Annotated in this window: 24 protein-coding genes; 9 read left to right on the plus strand and 15 right to left on the minus strand. The window is 35.3% G+C overall.

Annotated features, from left to right (window positions below; genetic code table 11):
* Window positions 1-120 precede the first annotated feature (120 nt).
* The 3 genes from dnaG to Nisw_RS07235 are packed head-to-tail and all read left to right on the plus strand — an operon-like array spanning window position 121 to window position 2,429.
* Window positions 121-1,263 (plus strand): DNA primase DnaG, encoded by a 1,143-nt coding sequence (gene dnaG / locus Nisw_RS07225; RefSeq protein WP_141977786.1) that lies wholly within the window; start codon window positions 121-123, stop codon window positions 1,261-1,263.
* A gap of 8 nt (window positions 1,264-1,271) precedes the next feature.
* Window positions 1,272-1,955, plus strand: a complete 684-nt coding sequence (locus Nisw_RS07230) for a DUF120 domain-containing protein (RefSeq protein ID WP_141977787.1) — start codon at window positions 1,272-1,274, stop codon at window positions 1,953-1,955.
* Between the two features lie 39 nt (window positions 1,956-1,994).
* A complete protein-coding gene (locus Nisw_RS07235; protein WP_141977789.1) occupies window positions 1,995-2,429 on the plus strand; it encodes a universal stress protein in 435 nt (144 codons plus the stop codon).
* Window position 2,430: 1 nt separating this feature from the next.
* On the opposite strand, the gene Nisw_RS07240 is transcribed toward Nisw_RS07235, so the two are convergent.
* From Nisw_RS07240 to Nisw_RS07300, 13 genes are all read right to left on the minus strand, one after another.
* The gene (locus Nisw_RS07240) at window positions 2,431-3,051 is read right to left on the minus strand and encodes an adenylyltransferase/cytidyltransferase family protein (RefSeq protein WP_141977791.1); all 621 of its coding nucleotides are present in this window, start codon (window positions 3,049-3,051) and stop codon (window positions 2,431-2,433) included.
* 40 nt (window positions 3,052-3,091) lie between these two features.
* Window positions 3,092-4,129, minus strand: coding sequence for a diphthine synthase (gene dph5, locus Nisw_RS07245; RefSeq protein ID WP_141977792.1), 1,038 nt, complete (start codon window positions 4,127-4,129; stop codon window positions 3,092-3,094).
* Window positions 4,129-5,256 (minus strand): M20/M25/M40 family metallo-hydrolase, encoded by a 1,128-nt coding sequence (locus tag Nisw_RS07250; RefSeq protein ID WP_141977794.1) that lies wholly within the window; start codon window positions 5,254-5,256, stop codon window positions 4,129-4,131. Before Nisw_RS07250 ends, dph5 begins: the two co-directional genes overlap by 1 nt.
* 3 nt (window positions 5,257-5,259) lie before the next feature.
* A complete protein-coding gene (lysX, locus tag Nisw_RS07255; protein WP_141977796.1) occupies window positions 5,260-6,102 on the minus strand; it encodes a lysine biosynthesis protein LysX in 843 nt (280 codons plus the stop codon).
* On the minus strand, window positions 6,099-6,266 hold the full coding sequence (lysW/argW, locus tag Nisw_RS07260) for an alpha-aminoadipate/glutamate carrier protein LysW (RefSeq protein ID WP_141977799.1): 168 nt from the start codon (window positions 6,264-6,266) through the stop codon (window positions 6,099-6,101). Before lysW/argW (Nisw_RS07260) ends, lysX (Nisw_RS07255) begins: the two co-directional genes overlap by 4 nt.
* Before the next feature lie 21 nt (window positions 6,267-6,287).
* Entirely contained in the window at window positions 6,288-7,451 is a 1,164-nt protein-coding gene (locus Nisw_RS07265) for a LeuA family protein (protein ID WP_141977801.1), read from the minus strand.
* A 116-nt stretch (window positions 7,452-7,567) separates the two neighbouring features.
* Window positions 7,568-7,987, minus strand: coding sequence for an HTH-type transcriptional regulator LysM (lysM, locus tag Nisw_RS07270; RefSeq protein WP_141977803.1), 420 nt, complete (start codon window positions 7,985-7,987; stop codon window positions 7,568-7,570).
* A complete protein-coding gene (locus tag Nisw_RS07275) occupies window positions 7,974-9,155 on the minus strand; it encodes an aspartate aminotransferase family protein (RefSeq protein WP_141977805.1) in 1,182 nt (393 codons plus the stop codon). The genes lysM and Nisw_RS07275 overlap by 14 nt, the downstream gene beginning before the upstream one ends.
* Window positions 9,148-9,951, minus strand: a complete 804-nt coding sequence (locus Nisw_RS07280) for a [LysW]-aminoadipate/[LysW]-glutamate kinase (protein WP_141977807.1) — start codon at window positions 9,949-9,951, stop codon at window positions 9,148-9,150. The genes Nisw_RS07275 and Nisw_RS07280 overlap by 8 nt, the downstream gene beginning before the upstream one ends.
* Window positions 9,952-9,953: 2 nt before the next feature.
* On the minus strand, window positions 9,954-11,000 hold the full coding sequence (gene argC, locus Nisw_RS07285; protein ID WP_141977809.1) for an N-acetyl-gamma-glutamyl-phosphate reductase: 1,047 nt from the start codon (window positions 10,998-11,000) through the stop codon (window positions 9,954-9,956).
* Window positions 11,001-11,028: 28 nt separating this feature from the next.
* Window positions 11,029-11,886: a lysine biosynthesis protein LysX gene (lysX, locus tag Nisw_RS07290; protein WP_141977811.1), complete on the minus strand. Its 858-nt coding sequence runs from the start codon at window positions 11,884-11,886 to the stop codon at window positions 11,029-11,031.
* Window positions 11,886-12,053, minus strand: coding sequence for an alpha-aminoadipate/glutamate carrier protein LysW (lysW/argW, locus tag Nisw_RS07295; protein ID WP_012215670.1), 168 nt, complete (start codon window positions 12,051-12,053; stop codon window positions 11,886-11,888). The genes lysX (Nisw_RS07290) and lysW/argW (Nisw_RS07295) overlap by 1 nt, the downstream gene beginning before the upstream one ends.
* A complete protein-coding gene (locus Nisw_RS07300; protein WP_141977813.1) occupies window positions 12,050-13,249 on the minus strand; it encodes an argininosuccinate synthase in 1,200 nt (399 codons plus the stop codon). Before Nisw_RS07300 ends, lysW/argW (Nisw_RS07295) begins: the two co-directional genes overlap by 4 nt.
* Before the next feature lie 135 nt (window positions 13,250-13,384).
* Between Nisw_RS07300 and Nisw_RS07305 the strand changes: the two genes are divergently transcribed.
* The 4 genes from Nisw_RS07305 to Nisw_RS07320 are packed head-to-tail and all read left to right on the plus strand — an operon-like array spanning window position 13,385 to window position 16,436.
* Complete coding sequence (locus tag Nisw_RS07305) at window positions 13,385-14,413, plus strand: ABC transporter substrate-binding protein (RefSeq protein ID WP_141977815.1); 1,029 nt, start codon at window positions 13,385-13,387, stop codon at window positions 14,411-14,413.
* Window positions 14,410-15,174 carry an ABC transporter ATP-binding protein gene (locus tag Nisw_RS07310; protein ID WP_141977817.1) on the plus strand — a complete coding sequence of 255 codons (765 nt, stop codon included), beginning with the start codon at window positions 14,410-14,412 and terminating at the stop codon, window positions 15,172-15,174. The genes Nisw_RS07305 and Nisw_RS07310 overlap by 4 nt, the downstream gene beginning before the upstream one ends.
* Before the next feature lie 5 nt (window positions 15,175-15,179).
* Window positions 15,180-15,938: an ABC transporter permease gene (locus Nisw_RS07315; protein ID WP_141977819.1), complete on the plus strand. Its 759-nt coding sequence runs from the start codon at window positions 15,180-15,182 to the stop codon at window positions 15,936-15,938.
* Window positions 15,939-15,992: 54 nt separating this feature from the next.
* Window positions 15,993-16,436 carry a universal stress protein gene (locus tag Nisw_RS07320; protein WP_255430747.1) on the plus strand — a complete coding sequence of 148 codons (444 nt, stop codon included), beginning with the start codon at window positions 15,993-15,995 and terminating at the stop codon, window positions 16,434-16,436.
* Window positions 16,437-16,612: 176 nt separating this feature from the next.
* Here the strand turns inward: Nisw_RS07320 and Nisw_RS09220 are convergent, their stop codons facing one another.
* Window positions 16,613-16,777 carry a hypothetical protein gene (locus tag Nisw_RS09220; protein ID WP_185736596.1) on the minus strand — a complete coding sequence of 55 codons (165 nt, stop codon included), beginning with the start codon at window positions 16,775-16,777 and terminating at the stop codon, window positions 16,613-16,615.
* A 141-nt stretch (window positions 16,778-16,918) separates the two neighbouring features.
* On the opposite strand from Nisw_RS09220, the gene Nisw_RS07325 reads away from it, so the two are divergent.
* Both Nisw_RS07325 and Nisw_RS07330 read left to right on the plus strand, forming a co-directional pair.
* Complete coding sequence (locus tag Nisw_RS07325) at window positions 16,919-18,223, plus strand: hypothetical protein (RefSeq protein ID WP_141977822.1); 1,305 nt, start codon at window positions 16,919-16,921, stop codon at window positions 18,221-18,223.
* 156 nt (window positions 18,224-18,379) lie between these two features.
* Window positions 18,380-19,687: a hypothetical protein gene (locus tag Nisw_RS07330; protein ID WP_141977824.1), complete on the plus strand. Its 1,308-nt coding sequence runs from the start codon at window positions 18,380-18,382 to the stop codon at window positions 19,685-19,687.
* Between the two features lie 399 nt (window positions 19,688-20,086).
* Here the strand turns inward: Nisw_RS07330 and Nisw_RS07335 are convergent, their stop codons facing one another.
* Window positions 20,087-20,392 carry a histone gene (locus Nisw_RS07335; RefSeq protein WP_141977826.1) on the minus strand — a complete coding sequence of 102 codons (306 nt, stop codon included), beginning with the start codon at window positions 20,390-20,392 and terminating at the stop codon, window positions 20,087-20,089.
* Between the last annotated feature and the right edge of the window lie 14 nt (window positions 20,393-20,406).

Consider the following 20,406-nt stretch of genomic DNA (forward strand, 5'->3'; position numbering starts at 1 on the left):
TAGCGTTTGCATTGCAGGCATTTTTTCAAAAATTCTGGTTTTTTAGTGCAGATTTTTGCGATACCCTCATATATCGAATACAGAGAGTCAAAACATGATAATTAAGGAGATGAATAATTTATGCCTCAATCAGGAATTGTCAAATATCATGTTAAACTTTCCTATGAAGTTGATGGGCTCGTTGAAAGAGCAGATATAATCGGAGCCATCTTTGGCCAAACAGAAGGACTGTTGGGCCCTGAGATGAATCTGAATGAACTGCAACGAGTTTCAAAAGTAGGTCGCATTGAAGTAAGTGCTAGAACTACTGCAAACACCACTGCTGGTGATGCATTAATCCCTATGAGTACTGATATTGATACTTGTGCATTAATTGCAGCTGGAATTGAAAGCATTGACAAAGTCGGTCCTTTTGATTGTAAATTTACTTTAGAAGCAATTGATGATGTACGTGCTGCAAAGAAAGATGACATTGTGAGACGTGCAAAAGAAATCAAGCAAAAATGGGCAACTAAAACTGTTAGTGAAGGAGAAAGTATGCTAAATGACGTCCATCAAGGTGATTCTAAAAAATTATCCACATATGGACCATCAAAACTAACATGCAGTTCTGGTCTGGCTGATTCAAACTGGGTAATTCTAGTTGAAGGAAGAGCTGATGTAATCAATCTTCTCAGAGCTGGATATGATAATGCTCTTGCAATTGAAGGTGCAAAAATTGATGAGTCTATCAAAGAATTATGTAGTTCTAAAGATACTGTTGTAGCTTTCTTAGATGGTGATAGAGCAGGCGGATTTATTCTCAAAGAACTAAAATCTGTTGTTCCAATTGACTACGAACTAAGAGCTGACAATGATGTTGAAGTTGAAGAATTAACTCCACAAAGAATCGATGAGATTCTTAGTCCTGTTGCTGAAGAAATCAAAAGTGGAAAACCTGCACCTTCACTGAAAAGTGCAGATGATAAACCCCTTGCAGAAATGGCAGCAAAAGTTTTTCCAACTCTAAATGAAACTCTTGAAGCAGTTGCATTAGACGGTGACAATAATGAAATCTTTAAGGTTCCAATTAGTGAGGTTGTCAGTAAACTCTCAACACAATCTGGAATCAAGTATCTTCTATTAGATGGAATCATCACTCAGAGACTCTTAGAGGGTGCCAAAAACGCAGGAATTGAATGTGTAGTTGGACACAGAGTAGCAAAACTATCAAACTCTGATGGTATGACTCTCAAAACATTCGGTGACCTCGGCGTAGCATAGGATCTTAGATGCCTGAACTAAAAATTCAGCATATCCTAACTTTATCTTATCTTCTTTCTAAAGGTGCTAAACACAACTATGTTTCAATAACCACTTCTTCTTTGGGAAAGAACATCGAAAAATCACAGCAAGCTGCATCAAAACATCTACTTGAACTAGAACAAAATCAATTCATTGACCGAATAATGAGTGGAAGAAACGTCTCTGTAAAAATTACTCCAAAGGGATTTTCTGAAATGGTAAAACTATCTACAACACTACAAAAAAGCTTGAACTCTTTTCCATCTCATGTTGAACTAAAAGGGACTTTGGTATCTGGAATGGGCGAAGGAGCATATTACATGGGGCTAAAGGGATACACAAAACAATTCAAATCAAAAATTGGTTATGTTCCCTTCCCAGGAACTCTTAATGTAAGATTAGATCAAAAAATTCATCAAGAAGCAGTCAAACAATTTGAAACTCTGGATGGAATCAAAATTAAGAGCTTTTCTGATGGAAAGAGAACTTATGGTTGGGTCAAGTGTTTCCCTGCAAAACTAAACAATTCAATTAATTGCGATATGATTTTACTTGAACGTACTCACCATGATAACTCTGTTGTTGAGTTAATTTCAAAAACTTGCATGAGAAAAACTGCAAAACTAAAAGACGGTTCTAAAATAACCATCAAGATACCTATTTCCTCATAACCAAAAATTGATTAACAGTAAGATTGTTAGAATTATTACTTGATTAAACAAATTACAGTTGCTATAATCACCCCAACTCATGACAAAAAGTCTTTTGACTTGGGGTTGGAATTGGCACAAAAATTAGGATGTCCTCTTTCTGTGATTGAATGCTTTTACCAAAAACCTCCGACATTTCATTTCTTTGAGACAAAAACTGATAAAATTGACTTACAGAAAAGAAAGGATCAAATAAAAAATGAACTATCAAAATGGGAAAAAATTGCTGCAAAGAAAAATGTCCCAATTAAAACTAAATTTGCATTGACTGACTCTATTGCTCATTGGGTAATTGACTATGTTTCTGAAAATAAAGTTGATATGCTTATTGTAGACTATCCGAAACTATCCATGACTGAATCTACTCTGTATGATGATATTATCAACACAATTCATCACAAAGCAAAATGTCACGTTTTAACAACTAAACAATGAATCAAATTCCGTGAATTGATTCACCATACTCTTTTTCGATTTTTGAGCTAGAACTATCTGGAATTGGAGATTGCAATCTTGCAACTTTTGCATCTAGATTGATTTTCTTACATCCTTCTGTAATGAATTTCTCTTGATGAGCTTGGTCATATCCTAGTGCAATTATTTGTGGCCTTACATTATTTACTGTCTTGAAAATATCATCTTCTTGCCCAATTAGACAAAGGTCTACCATGGATAGTGAATTTACCAATTCTTGTCTTTGTTCTTGGGAGTGAAGCGGTTGTCTTTTTTTCATCTTTACTGCGGTATTATCTGTAGCAACAACTACCACAAGAACATCACCTAATTCTTTTGCAGCATTGAGAGTGTAGATGTGTCCTGGATGAATAATGTCAAAAACCCCTCCAGCTAAAACAACCTTCAAAGAATTTCGCCCTGATTCTGTGAGTGATTTTTTATCTTCTTTCACAAATTGATTTTTTACCAACTCATTAATTTCTGAATTAATTTGCTCAATAGAAAGTACAGTTTTTTCTTTGATCTTTTCAATTGGGTTAGTACCATTAATTTGAGATACGTAAATTGTAGAAAGAATTACTCTTTGAACTGATTCCAACATTTTTCCTATTTTTCTCCCTCTCTTTAATTCATCGCTAAAATTACATTTTGGGATCTAGACCTTTGGCTAACCTTAATGCATCTACTAACCCATCTGCATATCCAATACTTAGGATGGCAACCTCGTCTTGACCGTCTTCTAAAAATTTCTCTGCATCTTTGACATACAATTCTGCATTTTCTAAAATCACTTGGTATTCTTTTTGATCCTTGTAATATGGTTCAACCTCTTCAAGTGCTTCTCTTACCATTGGAACGTATTTTTCAATCATCTGAGAAGAAATCTTTCTTGTTTTCTCTGCATTATCAAATGGCTCATCAATACATTCTCCTAAAACCTTCAATGCGTCTGATTCTGTAAAATGCAGCCTTCCTGGAATTATCACTGTATGTGGAGGTTTTCCAAAATCTATCTTTTTTAGGCTAGAAATTTTACCTGATACTATCTTTTGGTCTTTGAATCCTACTCTTGATGCAACAATGGCAAACGTTGATGAACTGATAACTTTTCTTCTCTGGCCTTTTTCAGTTTCTAATAATCCATTCAATGCATCCTTGGGGTCTAAAAAGAAATCTTTGTCTTGATTAAACTCTAAAAGAAGTACGGTATGATTCCCTTCTATTACATTTTTGTAAATTACATAGTATGGTGTTGTAAGTGATTTCATCTCGCTCATTATGGTTGCAATTCTTCCAACTTTGTAAAAATGCAGACCGCACTCTCCAATCATTGAGGTTAATGATGAAGATGCATGAATAGAATATGTCTTTATTTTTTCTTTAATTGCTCTTTCACGTAACTCGATATGTGTTGTAGCAATGTATGGGTCTCCATACGATAACAAGACAACTTTCTTTTTCTTTGCATTTTCTAAAATCTCATTTCCATCTTCAACTAACCATCTTTTTGCTGGTCTGAACTCTCCTTTTGTTGCGTTTTTAATTTTAGTTAGATCTGATTTGCCAATGGGACTTGTGAACTGTTCTAGATATACAATATCTGCTTTTGCTAAAACATCAATTGCCTCATTAGGAATTGATTTGAATCCTGAAATTCCTAAACCTACAAACCAGAGCATTACTGCATATTTCTATCATGAAGTCTTTTTAAATGCTGTAGCATCTTCTTGAGAATTTCTATTCCTCTAAGGTACTCGTCAATTGAAACTTTTTCATCAATAGTGTGAGCTTCGTGAGGGTCCCCTGGGCCATACGTTACAACTGGGATATTCCATTGTGTACCCAACACATTCATGTCTCCTGTACCTGTTTTTCTGATTAGCTTAGGTCTAGAATGTTCTACATCCATAACTCCCAAAGTAAATGCACGCACTAATGGAGAGTTATGTGCTGCCTCAAATGGTTCTGTTTCATCAAGAATTGAGTAGAATGCCTCCACATCTCTTTTTTCTGCAATTTCTTTAACTAAATTTGCAATCTTTTGTTCAATAGATTTGCAGTTCATATCAACTGGAATTCTGATATCAAAAGTTGTTTCACATTCTTTTGGAGTAACATTGTGACTTGTCCCTCCTTTTACTTCTGTCATAGTTGCAGTCAATAACATTCCCTTTGTTCTATTCTCTTGATTTTCTTCTAGTTTTTCTTTTAATTCTCTTGCAAAAATCATTGATTCTAAAATTGCATTTTTTGAGAGCCATGGTGCACTTGCATGTGAACTATCCTCTACGCTTATCTTGAGATTTATCGCTAATCGTCCTTTGTATGCAATTGTTACTTGTTTAATTCCACTTGGTTCTCCAAAAACTGCATAATCTACATCCATCTCTTTTTTAACTAGATTTTTGATTCCTGTTGCATTTCCTTCCTCATCAACTGCACCAACAAAAATTATTGTTCCGTTGTTGTTTTGTATTGATGCTGCAGCAAATAACATAGCCATTAAAGGTGCTTTTGCATCTGATGCACCTCTACCGTAAAGTGAATCTCCTTCTTTTCTTACCTTTACTTTACCTGGAACTACATCCATGTGACCACATAACATTATTTTTGGTGAACCTGAACCTTTTCGTGCAATCATATTTCCGACTTCATCAATTTGAATATCTTCAAATCCTAAATCGTCACATTTGTCTGCAAGAAATTCTGCCATTGGTTTTTCACTAAGAGATGGTGTGTACAATCTAAGTGCTTTCTCAAGCATTTTTGTTGCAAATCTTGGTGTAACCGTAAAGTGAGTGTCCAATTCTTACTTGTCTATCTTAAGTGCATAATCTAACATTAGCGAAGGAATATCTACTTCACACACTCTAACTGTGTTTTTGTATTCCGTTGTATTGTTTACTTCGTGAACAACCAATCCTTTCTCTTCGCTTTCCATCAAATCTACACCTACGATATCTCCTTGAACTGCATTTTTTGCCTTAATACACATTTCTTCCATTTCTTGTGTTACCTTGCATGGTTCTGCCACTCCTCCAAGTGCCATGTTTGTCTTCCAGTGCTCAGAGTTGCGGTAAATTGCTGCAACAATTTTGTCTCCAACCATAATTGCTCTGATGTCTCTAGGTGGTCTTTTTACAAACTCTTCTAGATAATGAACTTGATAAATTGGATACATGTTCTCTCTACTTTCAATAATTCCTTCAGCAGAATCTTTGTCATTTAATTTTGAGATTAGTCTGCCCCAACTCCCAACTGTTGGTTTGATCACTTTTGGATATCCTTGTAACTCTAATGCTTCTAGGGCTGCATCTTTTGAAAATGCAACTGTTGCATCTGGTGTTGGAACTCCTGCCTTCTTTAACAACATATGTGTGAATAATTTGTTTCCTGCAAAGATTCCTGTATTAAGACAATTGATTACTTTGACTCCTAATCCTTCAAGAGCTGCTGTTGAATGCAAATTTCTGTAATAGCTTACACATCTTTGTATGACTACTCCATAATCTTCAGGTTTTTTTTCTAAATCTATTGCTAATTTCTTACAATCAACCATCTGGATGTTGATGTCCTTTTTCTTACCTGCTTCTAGTAGGCCTTTTTCTTCCCAACGGATGGTATCATAAAGAATCGTAACGTCGGGACTCACTGTCCCCAATCCTCGCCAACCGTTTGGGCAGGCTTTAGATCGAAACCGTCTGAACCTTTTGCTAATTCAAAACTTGCGCCACATTCCGGACATGTTACAATTTCTCCTTCAAGTGCATCACTTGGTATGGAAATTTCTGCATCACATTCTTCACATTTTGACATATTCTCTTCTCCACCTCCTCTCTATTTATCGTTAATTATTTTTTCAAGTCTGTCTTCAAGAGGAATTTCGATCAGATCTCCCATTCTTAGACCTTTTAATCCAGCTGCGACTGCTTTTGCACTCTCATCATCTTTTTCTAATCCTAATAGTGACATCAAATAGGCAGCTCCTGTCTTTCCTGCCAGTTCTCCAAATACAATTCTTCTTCTATTTCCTACTGCTCTAGGTGGTATGGGCTCATATGCTGCAGGATTTCTTAGTATTGCTGCAAGATGTGTTCCTGCTTTGTGTTTGTATGCTGAGGACCCAACTATTGGCTTTGAATCATATGGTTTGATTGAAGTATATTCTTCAATCAATCTAGATAAATCCAACAACATGTCTAATCTGAAATCATTTGGTGATTTGTACAAATATGTTAAAGCAACTGCAACTTCTGCAAGTGGAGGAATTCCTGTTCTTTCACCAATTCCATCAATTGTAGTATGAATCTGATCAACTCCTGCATCACATGCAGAAAATGCGTTAGCTACTGCAAATCCAATATCATTGTGGACATGTGCATCTAATGGAACGTCTATGGAATCTCTTACTTTTTTAACGAAATTATACATTCCAATTGGACGCAATATTCCTACAGTATCTGGTAAACTTATTCTATCGACACCTGCTTCTTCTATTGCTTTACAAACTTTGAGTAAAAATTCTGGCTCTGCTCTACTTCCATCTTCTACTGTAAATCTAATTTTTAATCCGTGTGACTTTGCATACTCTACAGTTTCAACGGCTCGCTCAAGTGCATCTTCTCTTGAAATACGAAGTTTATCTTTAAGATGAATATCTGAAATTCCTAGATATGCTGCACACCATTTTGCATCGCAATCTAATGAAACATCAATGTCTTCTTTGAGAGCACGTCCATGAGAAACAATGTCTGCTTTTAGTCCTTGCTTGATGATTGTCTTTGTTGCCTCTTTGTGATCACCTGATACAACTGGTGAAATTTCAATTTGGTCTACCCCAAAATAATCTAACATCCATGCAATTTGGATTCTTTGTTTATTTGTAAATGAAACACCTGGATGTTGTTCTCCTTCTCTTAGAGTGCTGTCTAGTACTCTGATCTTCTTTGGATTCTTTTCATATGCATTGTACAGGTTTGCATAGTGATTCGGATCTTTCATTACAGAATTCGTTGACATAAATTGATGATATAAACATATTCGTACTAGATTCGTTGAAAATGACTAAAAATGATCCTAAACTAGTTTTGAATTAAAATTTTTAACCGAAAGTCGGTTTAGATAACTTTTCTTAAAATAATCACAGTGTTAGTATCTACTACACCTGGAATCTTTCTTAATGCATCAATACTGTTGTTAATTTCTGCAATACTTGATGCACTCATAATTGTTGTAATGTCGTATTGACCTGTTATTTCATAAACTGTTTTTACCCCATCAAGTTTTGCAAGTTTTAATGAAACTTTTGATGTATCTGTTGCAGAATCTACTGATACTAGAACAATTGCACTAGTTGCATTTTCTTCTCCTAATTCCAAAGTAAATTTTTTGATAGTCCCATTTCCTATGAGATTCTTAACACGTCTTCGTACTGCTGATTCTGATAGTTTTAGTTTTTTCCCAATATCTACAAATGATTCCCTTGAATCTTCTTTCAGATACCCTATAATTTTTTCATCTATGTTATCCTTGTACATCCCGTTTTTGCTCCTCTTCTGTTAGTATTATATCTAGAGCATGTAAAACTTTTGTTACATCTTCTTCAGTAATCACTAATGGGGGCAAAATTCTAAGAATATTTCTTCCAGAATACAACATAAGAACACCTTCTCTGATTAATCCCATCAAAATATCTCTGACTTCAAACTTCATTTCTACACCTATCATGAGTCCCTTGCCACGAATTTCTCTAATCATGTTGTGTTTTTCTTTTAATTTCTCCAAGCCTTCTCTGAAAAGTTTTCCCATCTTTTCTGAATTCTCAATTAATCCGTCTTCTGTAATTGATTTTAGTGCTGCAATCCCTGCTGCACATGATATTGGATTTCCTCCAAAAGTTGAAGAATGTTCTCCCTTGCTCATAGAAGCTAAAATGTCTGGTCTTACGAGAGTTGCACCCATTGGAACTCCTCCTGCAATTCCTTTTGCTAAACACAAAATATCTGGTGCTGTGTTCCAATGATCACAAGCCCATAATCGTCCTGTTCTACCTAAACCTGCTTGTATTTCGTCAAAGATTAACAGAATTCCTTTTTCATCACAAAGCTTTCTTACATCTTGCAAGAAACCGTCTGGTGCAACATTAATTCCGCTTTCTCCTTGAATTGGTTCTAAAATCACAAATGCTGTGTCCTCATCAATTACTTCGCGTAGTGATTCAATATCGCCATATGATGCAAATGAAACTTTTTCCACTAGTGGAGCAAATGCCTTTTTGTATTTTGGATTAAATGTTAATGATAATGCGCCAAATGATTTTCCGTGATAGGATCCTTTCATTGCGACCATTCCTTTCTTGCCTGTGAATTTTCTTGCAAACTTTATTGCAGCTTCAATTGCTTCTGCACCACTATTGTTGAGATGAACTTGTGTTAATCCTTCAGGAGCTAAACCAATTAATGTTTTCAAAAATTCTTCTCTTGTTTTGTTGTAAAGTGAACTATGTACTGTTATGATTTTGTCAATTTGTTCTTTTATTGCATTGTTAACTCTTTGATTTTGGTGCCCTACTAATGCTACACCGTATCCTCCCATACAATCAATGTACTCTTTACCATCGATATCCCAAACATGAGATCCTTTTCCTTTTTCTATTGTAACTGGAAATCTCTGATAGAGATTGCCCATGTACTGGTCTTCACTCATGTTCAATCACCGTACAATTATCATGTGCAATGGCTGATGAAATAGGATTTTCTTTTTGACCATTTGCAATTAATGCTGTTTTCACTCCCATATCTAATGCCTCAGTTGATGCTAAAATCTTCTTTTCCATTCCTGGTCCAATCTTTGGTCTAATTTCTTTTGCTTCTGCTAATGTAAGTTTTGGAACCACTTTGTCATCCATTAAGAGTCCGTCTACATTTGTTATGAATAATACTTTGTCACTTCCAACTTTTCCTGCAACATACGCTGCTGCCCTATCCCCGTCTACATTGAGAAATTCTGATTCTTCGCTAATTGCAATGGGCGAAATTACAGGTGTAAGACCTTGTTCTAGGAGTGATTTGATGAATGTAGAGTTGACTTCTCTGATTTTTCCAGTATATCCTCCATCAATTGCTTGTTTTCTGCCCTTTTCATTTACGATGAGAAGCTTCTTTTTTCTATCAGCTTCAATAACTCTGGCATCCACACCTGATAATCCAATTGCATTAATGCCATTTTTTTGGAGCATCTGAACAATTGTTTTGTTGATTCTGCCTGACATTACCATTGTAAAAATTTCTGCAGTTTCTTTGTCAGTGTATCTACTTTTGATTCCGCTAGGAGATGTTACAAACTTTGGTTCTTTTCCAAGTTGTTCACAAACTTTGGTAACTTCTTTACCTCCACCATGAACCAGAATTACTCCTTCTGATTCTGCAACTTTTTTGATATCTGTAATTGTTGATGGATGTAAATCGTCTACTACACTTCCACCGATTTTGATAGTGATCATTTCTAAACAGGTGTTAGTGGTGTGTATCTTAATCCATCCATTTCATCAAAACCGCACATTACGTTCATGTTTTGGATGGCAGAACCTGCTGCACCTTTCATCAAGTTATCTGATGCAGATAATGCAATTAATCTATTGTTGTCTTCGTCTAAATCAAATCCTATATCACAAAAGTTTGAACCGACCAAGAATTTTGGATCAGGGAATTTGTATAATCCTTTTTTGTCTCGAATCAATCTAACAAATTTCTCTTCACCATAAGTTTGACGATATAATTTCCACAACTCTTTTTCTTCGATGTCTTTTTTCATGAATGTGTGGTTTGTACAAAGAATTCCACGAACAACATCTACTGCATGTGGACTCATCGAAACATGAATTTTCTTTCCTGCAATCTCACTTAGCTCTTGTTCAATCTCACCAGTGTGTCTGTGTTTTGCTGGTTTGTATGGTCTGATAACTCCTGCTCTCATTGCATGTGCAGTTCCTGAACCCGAACCTGCACCTGAAGAACCAATTTTTGAATCTACAACAATGTGGTCAGTATCAATAATGTCATTTCTAATTAATGGTGCAAGTGCTAGCATTGATGTTACTGCCATACATCCTGGACATGAAACAAGTTGTGCTTTTTTGATATCTTCTCTGTGTAATTCTGGCACACCAAAAACTGATTTAGCTAAATAATCTGGATGTGGATGTTCCCAACCATACCACTTGTCATATGCTTCTTGATCGTGCAATCTGTAATCTGCACTCAAATCGATGATTTTCACACCTCTGTCATACAATGCTTTTACAATTTCAGTGGCAGTTCCATGTGGCACTGCTGTGAAAACTAAATCACACTTGTCAGTTAATTTATCATAATCTAATTCTGAGAAAGTCAGATCGGTAAAACCCTTCAAACTTGGTTGAACTCTATGTAGATACTCCCCTACATGTTGTCTTGATGTGACCATTGTGATCTCAACATCTGGGTGATTGACCAAAAGACGGAGTGTCTCTCCACCTACATATCCTGATGCTCCTACAACACCTACTTTCATGATAAATCTCCTCGTAATGGAGTATAATTTATTTCCTAATGTAGTTTAGAGCGAATTCTACCATTTCTTTTGGTATATTTCGTTGTGCAACTCTTGCCAATCCCTTGAATTCTACTGTATTGTTGACTTCGTGAACCACCAGGCCATTCTTTTCATCTTCCATCATGTCTATTCCTAGAATTCCTCCTCCCATTGCCTTTGATGCTTTTGCTGCCATGTCTTCCATCTCTTTTGTGATCTCACATAATTCTGGATCGGCACCAAGTGCAATGTTTGTCTTAAATCCTCCTGAGGACTTTCTGTACATTGCTGCAACAGGCTCATCTCCTACGGTGATGACTCGAATGTCTCTAGGTGGTCTTTCTACTAGTTCTTGTAGGTAGTATATTCTGTCATGTGGACTATCTGTAATGTCTCTGATTTCTGAAATTGCATCCATTGTATCTTTATCTTTAATTGGCATTACTCCTCTTCCCCAACTACCAATTACTGGTTTGATTACTAGTGGGTATCCTACTTTCTCTAAATTCTCAGACGCACTTTCACTTGTAAATGAAAAATATGTTTTTGGTGTTGGTACTCCGGCTTTTTTCAAAAGCAATGTCATGAACATTTTGTTTCCACAAATACTTGCAACATCAAATTTGTTTAGAACAGGAATGTCCATAAATTCAAGACTCGCAGTAAAATGCAGTCCTCTAAAATAACTTACACATCTTTCTAAAACAACATCTCCCAAATCAAAATCTTCTCTCTTACTATCTGTATTGACTTGAGTAATTTTTGCATCTAGCATCACTATATCATGTCCTAGTTCAGCTGCTTCTTTTTGAAGCATCTTCTCTTCCGCTCTTAGGCGATCAAACACAATACAGACTTTTGACATTACTCTCCCCAGTCTTCGCCTACGCTTTCTGCTTGTTTAAGCTCAACATTTGATCCGTCTTTTTTTGCGATTTCAAAGTCAGCACCACAATCAGGACAGGAGACAATTTCTCCTACTGCGGCATCATCTGGGATGTTTAGTGTTGCGTCACATTCTGGGCAGTTCATGTTTTTTCTGACCTTTTCTTTTGTAATTTATTAGCTTCTGTTGATTGCATTCCCCACAATTCTACAAATCCTTTGGCCAATCTTTGGTCAAATGTGGATTCTGTACCATATGTGGCAATTTCATGACTGTAAAGTGAATTATTTGATTTTCTTCCAACTACTCTTAGACTTCCTTTGTACAGTTTTAGCTTGACTGTGCCTGAAACTGGCTTTTGAGATGCTTCGATAAACCCATCTAAATCTGATTTTAGTGGGTCTTGCCATAATCCTGAATATGCTAGGTATGCCCATTCATCATCAATTATTGACTTGAACTTGTTTTCGTGTTTTGTATGAACCATCTTTTCTAAATCTGAATGTGCTTCAATTAAACAAGTTGCAGCTGGTGTCTCATAGACTTCACGAGATTTTATTCCAACAACTCTATCTTCAATATGATCAACAATTCCCACTCCAGCATTTCCTGCCTTTTTGTTGATGTATTCAATTAATTTTTGGCCATCCATTGTTTTGCCATCAACCCCAACTGGAATTCCTTTTGCAAATTTAATTTCCAAGTATGTTGGTTTGTCTGGCAAATTTTTTGTTTTTACCCAAATGAATGCATCATCAGGAGGTTCATTGTATGGGTCTTCTAATACACCACCTTCAATTGCACGGCCCCACAAGTTTTGATCAATACTGAATTTTTTTGCTACGGTATCAATTTCAATTCCGTGTTTTTTTGCAAACTTTAATTCTGTAACTCTATCCAAGTTCTTGTCACGAATTGGTGCAATGATTGGAAGATTAGAACCAGAACGCAAAGTAATGTCAAAACGTACTTGATCATTTCCTTTTCCAGAACAACCATGTGCTAGGGATGTGACTTTTTCTTTTTTTGCAATCTCTAAAACTTTTTCAGCAATTAGTGGTCTTGCAAGAGCTGTTGCTAAACAATATTTTTTTTGATAAAGTGCATTTGCTTTAATTGATGGAAAAATGTAATCTTTGACAAACTCTTTTCTTGCATCTATGTTGTAGTGTTTTTTTACTCCTAATTTTTTTGCCTTTGCTGCAATTTTTTTATTATCTTCCCCTTGTCCAACATCAACTGTAACTGTGACAACATCCATGTCATGTTCATCTTGTAGATACTTTACAACAACTGAAGTGTCTAGTCCTCCAGAAAATGCAAGAATTCCTTTTTGAGTCATAAAACATCTTTTCCGTCGTATTTTGGAATTTATCTTTTGTGATAGGCTTGCAAATCAATTTTTTTCCTGAAAAATTTCTGGCTAGCTTGAGCTAAAATTCGATGATTATTTAACCGCCAAATATAACGCTGTTTTATGAAAATTCGTTCGGTAATCGTTGCAGGAATAGTCGCAATTGTCGTGTTTTCCGTACTTGGAGTTGCACTTGACTCTGGTAATAGTGCAAATGAGAACAAACTCCGAATAGCATACTTTCCAAACATTGGACATGCCATACCGATTGTGGGGATGGAAAAAGGATTCTTTGAAGATCATCTTGGTGATGATGTTAAAATTGAAACCAAAGTATTTGATAGTGGACCACAAGCAATAGAAGCTTTGTTTGCAAATTCAGTTGATCTTGCATATGTCGGACCTGGACCTGCAATTAACGGATTTTTAAATTCTGATAATCATAACATAAAGATACTTGCTGGTGCTGCAAGTGGCGGTGCCAGTTTTATTGTGCATCCAGATTCAGAAATAAATTCTGCATCTGACTTTGCAGGAAAAAAAATCGCTGCTCCTCAAATCGGTAACACACAAGATGTTTCATTACGTCATTTTTTGGCTGAAAACCAACTAAAGCCTGCTGAGAAAGGAGGTAGTGTTGTTGTTTACAATATTCCAAATCCTGATATTTACACATTATTTGTAAAGGGTGACATTGATGGTGCATGGGTTGCAGAACCATGGGCCACAATTTTAGAAACTGAACTTGATGGAAAACGATTATTCCATGAAGAAGAACTTTGGCCGGACAAAGAATTTGCATCTGTTCTGCTAATTGGAAATGTAAATTACGTTGACAAAAATAGTCCTATTTGGGATGACTTTATACGCGCGCATCATGAAACAGTGATTTGGATTCAGGCAAATCCAAAAGACACTAGAATTGTTTTCAATGATTTTCTAACTTCATACCTTGGACAATCTTTGTCTGATGATGTTGTAGATACTGCATTATCAAATATTTTGATAACTGCAGATCCTAAACCTGACTCTGTTTTCTCCTTTGCTGAAAAGGCTGATGCCTTGGGTTATCTTGGAAGAAATGGATATGATTTGTCTGGAATTTTTTACAGCTTTGATACAAATTCTCTAGAGGAGACTAGTTCACAATGACCAAACTAGAGGCTAAGAATATAGTCAAATATTTCAGCCATGATTCTCATAAACTCAAAGCTCTAGGCGGCATAGACCTCAAGGTAGAGTCTGGCGACTTTGTATGTTTGATAGGACCTTCTGGATGTGGAAAATCTACATTTTTGCGCATAGTTGCAGGCTTGGAAAAGCCTGATGATGGTCAGATACTCTTTGATGGTCATCCTGTAAATGAGACTGGACCTGAAAGAATTATGGTCTTTCAAGAAGGTGCACTATTCCCATGGCTCACAGTACAGGATAATGTGGAGTTTGGATTAAAAATGGCAGGAATACCAAAAGAAGAACGTGCAAAGATATCTCACAGATATCTTGACATGATGCAATTAACAAAATTCACTGATTCTTACACTTACCAACTTTCAACAGGGATGAAACAACGTGTAGCAATTGCTAGAGCTCTTGTAATGGATCCTGATGTATTGCTTATGGATGAACCATTTGCAGCACTTGATGCACAAACTCGTGATTTACTACTAGTAGAGATGCAATTAATTTGGGAGAAAACAAAAAAGACTATTCTATTTGTAACTCATAGTGTTGCAGAAGCCGCAGTACTTGGAACCAAAGTTGCAGTGTTTAGTAACCGTCCATCTGTAATCAAAAAAGAAGTTGATAATGATTTTCCAAGACCTAGAGTTACTGAAGATGAATCTTTATTGAAATTTCAACAAGACTTGTTAGCCGAACTAAGACCTGAGGTAAAGAAAAACAAAGAGTGATTATTGTGGCAAAAAATTACACTCCTCATAGAATTGCATTTTACATTGCAATCATTGTTGTTTGGCAAATAACTGCAATGACTGGACTTTGGCCAGATAATGTTTTTCCATCTCCCTATGAAGTAGCTGAAGACTTGGGTTATAGTGCAGCAGATGGAAGTTTGTTTTATGGCATTGCAACTAGTATGTGGAGATTAGCAGTTGGACTGGCTATTGCAATTGGTGGTGGTATTGTTTTAGGAATTTTTATGGCAAGAGTTGAAGTTGTCAATCAAACTGTTGGTTCTTTAGTATTGGGTTTACAATCTATTCCATCTATTGCATGGGTGCCACTTGCAATTCTTTGGTTTGGTTTAACTGATGGTGGAATTATTTTTGTTACTGCAATTGGTGCAATTTTTGCTGTTACAATCAACACCTACACTGGCGTCAAAAACATTAATCCTCATTTCATCGAGGCTGCAAGAAACATGGGTGCAAAAGGAAGCCAACTTGTAACTGCAGTATTGATTCCTGCAGCATTCCCATACATGATTTCAGGCTTTAAACAAGGCTGGGCCTTTGCTTGGAGAGGTGTAATTGGAGCAGAAATTCTGTTTTCATTCCTAGGATTGGGCTTTTTACTCAATGCTGGTCGTTCACTAAATGATGTTTCCCAAGTTATTGCAATAATGCTTGTAATCATGGGAATTGGTCTTGCAGTTGATGGTGTTGTTTTCAAGAAATTAGAAGACAAAGTAATGTCTAGATGGGGATTAAGATAAATCTCAAAACTGATTCTATAATTTAACAATAAATATACCTAAAAACACAACTGTATGTTGGAAAAAATTTTGGTCCCATTTGATGGCTCAGGATATTCTCAAAAAGCATTTGAGAAAGCATTAGAGATATCTGAAAAATTTGAATCAAAACTTGTAGTTGTAACTGTATTACAATCAAAAGTATCTGATTCTGCAGGGATTTCTCTTGAGAGGATGCAAGAGATTCAAGAAGAAGAGAAAGATACTGCAACTGTAATGCTAAAGAAACTTGAAGATAAAGCAAATGCAAAAAATATTCCATTCTCAATGGAAATAATTCACAACCCTTCACCTTCTGATGGAATTGTAACTTTTGCTGACAAGAATAAAGTTGATTTGATCGTAATTGGTTCACATGGAAGAACCGGTTTTAGAAAAATTGTGCTGGGAAGTGTAGCAAATGGAGTACTTGCGCATGCTAAGTGTCCTGTTCTAATCACCAAGGGAACAGAAGAATAAAAATTTGTGAGCCATCACTGATAGAACGTACTGATGCTGTTGAAATTAATTTAGAATTGTTACTTGTAGTTTTCTAACAATTCATCATCAAACTCTAATGCAATTCTCTTCTTTTTGAAACGGTTTTGAACTACATTTCTTACTTGATTAAACAAATTATCATTAAGGAAAACCATTTAGAAAACACCTCTAAAGTCTTCCCAAGTAAGAACTTGTGTTTTAATTGATTCTGTATTTGCTGAAAGTTTTCTGCTGTCTTCTACTGGTCTGCTTTCAACCAGAATTGTCTGTGGCTCGAGTTGCCCCATCTCGTTGTGAGATATCATTAGAGTTGTACTCATTAAAAGAGAAAACCAATTTTTGGTATTAAGGGAGGATATTTTTGTCTAGATTCTATTTTAGTCAAACCAGTTATTTTGAACAAAACTCTAGTCATCTAGTTGTTTTAATACGCATAAATAATCAAACCATTTTAGACTTGTATGGGATTATCGTCTTCAAACCTTAACGGATTACGAGTTTTTTTACCCTCCTCATTACTTGATAATTCTATTGGATTTTTCGAATTTTTACGATATGAGACAAAATCACTAAGAGATGAAAATACTGTTCTTAAAGATGATTTTTTAGAATTAATTCCAAAAAGTACAAAAATAAAACAAGCATCCAAAATCAAAAAATCTGAACTTGTAAAACAATTTGAAGAATTCTGCAAGACTCTAGATAGGACACTATTTGTTAAAAACACCAAAGATGATCTTTCTGATATAAAATGGACTCGGATAGATGACTTTTGCAAACTACTTCGATTAATTGAACGAAGTGATGAACGAAAGATTCGTTGGGCATTATACCACATATTTGCAACCGGTAAAACAAAAATCTCAAAAAAAAATCTAGATGAATTACTAAAAAATTTCAAAATAAAAAATCTTGATAAGGCTCTTGCAAAAATTATCAAAACAGAGACTTTATCTGGTCTTGATGCAAAATATGATGGAAAAACTTTCATCATCAACCATGACTCTGGGGACAAACTTGTTTCCCATTACCTAGCTGATGCAATAGAAGAAGCATCAAGACGTTCTCCAGGTAAATTAGAACAAGAAATATTGGATTTGATAGATGAGGGTTCTTATTCTAATCAGGAAATATCTCAAGCACTATTACTTGATGAGGGACTTGTATCAAGAACCGTTGGAAAATTACGAGATCAAGACAAGATTATTCTTTCAAGTTTTGGCCAACGTGGTGCTAGATACTTTACAACAAATTGTGATAACTGCCCTTTTGGAACAACAAAAGCATCTTGTAGAAAAGAAGCAATATCTTACATTGCTTCTACTTTTATGCAAGATTTTGGACTGGATCTTTCTGCAAATGATTTTGAATCTGTGGAGACAAATCAGGCTCTACTAAAAATAAAAAGAATTGTCATGATGGCAAGAAAAGAAAAAAATACTAAACTTGAGCGTAATTTGGGTGAAAATTTGGATAATTTACTCTCCAAAGTAGTCGATAAATTCACTGAAATTGAAACTCCTGACAAAAAATCTTTCAGTGTACCTGAAATCAAAATGGAAGTTACCTCAGACATTTCAAAACTTCCTTTGCTATATCAATTAGGGCTCAAAAAAGGAGCTCGAGGTGGGATTCATCTAATGGATGAGATGCTTCATTTAGCATCAAAATCTATCAAACAAGAAGACAGATTAAAAATTAAAAAACATGCACTAGGTGAGACAAACAAATTCCTAAAAAATATAGGACTAGATAAAAAGAATTAAACTAGTTTTTAGATATTTTCAAAAAACCCTTGTCAATTGTAGATGAGATAATTTTTGTATGGTTGACTTTATTCTGAATTAAATCAGCTAGTTTGATTCTTTGTGAACTAAGGTAAACTCATAAATGCTTTTTAATAATGATTTAAGACACATATCATGAAATCAATCACATTTTTAGTATTTTTCTTAGGATTAATTTTGGTATCAAGTACTTTTACTACTCAGGGATTTGCAGATGTAATTAGTCCTCGACAACAAATGAATCTTGATTTTACCTCTGAGCAAGTAATTTGCAGTGAGGGCTTAGTCAAAATTATCAAAAAGTCCAATGGCAATGCATCTTGTGTAAAACCAGCAACTGCTGAAAAACTATCTCAAAATGGATGGGCAAATCCACTAACTGAGAAAAAACTTGATGAAATAAAGATGATCAAATCAAAGAAAGGACAACCTGCAGGTACCATTAATGAAATTGCAACCGTCAAACAATCTACAAAAATTATCAAAGGAACTACAACTGCGGGTATTTCTGGATATTCGTATATCTTTGAAGCATGTGCTGCTTCAAAAACAGTCAGATCTCCTGAAATATTTGTGACCTCTGACAGTGAAACTAAACATGTAAAACTTGCCGAGATGCTAAAAGCAAATTCTTGTTATCCTAGTTCAGTAATCATTAAAGCCGCAGATCCAAATTCTATCTCTGCTACTTTATTAAACAAAGGAGGAATTTCTGAAAAAATCTCCTCACTTGAAAACCAAATAACTGATTTGAAAGAAAGAATTACTGCTGCTAAACAAAAAATCCCAAAATCTGGTGATCAAAATCCTGAAACCCTAAGTGATATAGTGTCTCTCAAAAAAGAACTCAAGAGCCTTCAAGATCAACTTAGAAGATATTTGATGGTATTGTATCTTCCAACAAGTGCTAGAGCAACAGAACTTGATATTCCAAAATCAATAACTGGTAAGCCACTTGATGGAATGATTGTCAATCTAATTTCTGTTACAGAATCAGTTGGAAAACCTGAATCTTCTAATCCAGATTTTAAGAGATATGATGTTGTCTTTGAAGCATGTGCAGGAAATGATCCTGTTCGTCTACCTGTAATTACTATTGTTTCTGATTCTACTTCAACTACTGTAAAACTGATTGATAAAATCATACCAAATTCATGTCAAGTTGGGGTCGCAAAGATTAATGCACTAGATTCTAATTCTATTGCACCTAAAATTAGTACAAATTCTGGAATATCTGATGATGTTACAAAATTAGAAACAAAAATAGATCAATTACAAAAAGATATTTCTGATCTAAGGAAACTGCTCACCCAACTAACTTCCAAGAAATTGGATTCTGCAGGAGAAGAAAAAGTAACCGAAATAGCTTTAAACATTGCAGAATTACGTGTTGAGTTGTTAGAGACTAGAGCAAAACTTCATGCATTATTACTTCTTGTATAACCACAACCTGATTCTGTAAACAAAAATAGAATTCTGTTGAGTTTTATAATCTAAGAAATTAGTTTCCTGAAACTAAATCCCAAATGAATTCAAAAAATTCTTTTATCATGTTTCATATTTTTAAAAAAAGTAATTAATTTCCTGCCTGAATTTTCATTGACAAATGCTAAACAAATTTTTTATCAATTATCGTGCATAAAATAGTCTTCTGCACACTTGTCACAACAAAAATCACTCGTAAAGTATTCAAATTCCTTACCACAGTTTTTACATGTTACATTCATTTTAATTCATATCTCCTTAATTTTTTAATAAAAGAAAAAATGGAAAAAAGATTCCAAGTTAAAGTCTCTCTCTAGATTGATGACAGCTAAATTCTAGAAAGAGGTTGAAGTACAATTATCGTTTTCTTCCTTTTGCTTTTGTTGCTGATCTTTTTGTTGCAACTTTACTCTTTGGTGTGGCTTTACGTTTGATTGCCTTTCTCTTTGGGGCTGCTTTTTTTGCTACAGTGCGTTTTGTAGTTCTTTTTACACTACGTTTTTTTGGTGCACTTGCTGCTGCGGCTCTTTTTCTTGCTGCTGCTCTACGCTTTCTTAGGGCTGCTGCTTTTTCTGCTGCTTCAGCTTTTAGCTTTGCATTTCTTTTTCTAGTTATAGCTGCTTTTTTTGCAGCTGCACTTTTTTGGGCTTTGGTTTGTGCCATGATAAATCTTCAGA

The organism is Candidatus Nitrosopumilus sp. SW, from assembly GCF_006740685.1.
In the GTDB taxonomy this organism is placed as follows: Archaea; Thermoproteota; Nitrososphaeria; order Nitrososphaerales; family Nitrosopumilaceae; genus Nitrosopumilus.

Excerpts from the sequence above, each read along its gene's own strand:
- Nisw_RS07325 (WP_141977822.1), top strand. The coding sequence starts at position 16,919 with ATGGGATTATCGTCTTCAAACCTTAACGGATTACGAGTTTTTTTACCC.
- dnaG (WP_141977786.1), top strand. The coding sequence starts at position 121 with ATGCCTCAATCAGGAATTGTCAAATATCATGTTAAACTTTCCTATGAA.
- lysX (WP_141977811.1), bottom strand. The coding sequence starts at position 11,886 with ATGTCAAAAGTCTGTATTGTGTTTGATCGCCTAAGAGCGGAAGAGAAG.
- Nisw_RS07240 (WP_141977791.1), bottom strand. The coding sequence starts at position 3,051 with ATGTTGGAATCAGTTCAAAGAGTAATTCTTTCTACAATTTACGTATCT.
- Nisw_RS07330 (WP_141977824.1), top strand. The coding sequence starts at position 18,380 with ATGAAATCAATCACATTTTTAGTATTTTTCTTAGGATTAATTTTGGTA.
- Nisw_RS07300 (WP_141977813.1), bottom strand. The coding sequence starts at position 13,249 with ATGACTCAAAAAGGAATTCTTGCATTTTCTGGAGGACTAGACACTTCA.
- Nisw_RS07265 (WP_141977801.1), bottom strand. The coding sequence starts at position 7,451 with ATGAAAGATCCGAATCACTATGCAAACCTGTACAATGCATATGAAAAG.
- Nisw_RS07280 (WP_141977807.1), bottom strand. The coding sequence starts at position 9,951 with ATGATCACTATCAAAATCGGTGGAAGTGTAGTAGACGATTTACATCCA.
- lysW/argW (WP_141977799.1), bottom strand. The coding sequence starts at position 6,266 with ATGTCAAAATGTGAAGAATGTGATGCAGAAATTTCCATACCAAGTGAT.
- lysW/argW (WP_012215670.1), bottom strand. The coding sequence starts at position 12,053 with ATGAACTGCCCAGAATGTGACGCAACACTAAACATCCCAGATGATGCC.
- Nisw_RS07310 (WP_141977817.1), top strand. The coding sequence starts at position 14,410 with ATGACCAAACTAGAGGCTAAGAATATAGTCAAATATTTCAGCCATGAT.
- argC (WP_141977809.1), bottom strand. The coding sequence starts at position 11,000 with ATGAAAGTAGGTGTTGTAGGAGCATCAGGATATGTAGGTGGAGAGACA.
- Nisw_RS09220 (WP_185736596.1), bottom strand. The coding sequence starts at position 16,777 with ATGAGTACAACTCTAATGATATCTCACAACGAGATGGGGCAACTCGAG.
- Nisw_RS07335 (WP_141977826.1), bottom strand. The coding sequence starts at position 20,392 with ATGGCACAAACCAAAGCCCAAAAAAGTGCAGCTGCAAAAAAAGCAGCT.
- Nisw_RS07230 (WP_141977787.1), top strand. The coding sequence starts at position 1,272 with ATGCCTGAACTAAAAATTCAGCATATCCTAACTTTATCTTATCTTCTT.
- Nisw_RS07305 (WP_141977815.1), top strand. The coding sequence starts at position 13,385 with ATGAAAATTCGTTCGGTAATCGTTGCAGGAATAGTCGCAATTGTCGTG.
- Nisw_RS07275 (WP_141977805.1), bottom strand. The coding sequence starts at position 9,155 with ATGAGTGAAGACCAGTACATGGGCAATCTCTATCAGAGATTTCCAGTT.
- dph5 (WP_141977792.1), bottom strand. The coding sequence starts at position 4,129 with ATGCTCTGGTTTGTAGGTTTAGGAATTTCAGGATTCAAATCAATTCCT.
- Nisw_RS07320 (WP_255430747.1), top strand. The coding sequence starts at position 15,993 with ATGTTGGAAAAAATTTTGGTCCCATTTGATGGCTCAGGATATTCTCAA.
- lysM (WP_141977803.1), bottom strand. The coding sequence starts at position 7,987 with ATGTACAAGGATAACATAGATGAAAAAATTATAGGGTATCTGAAAGAA.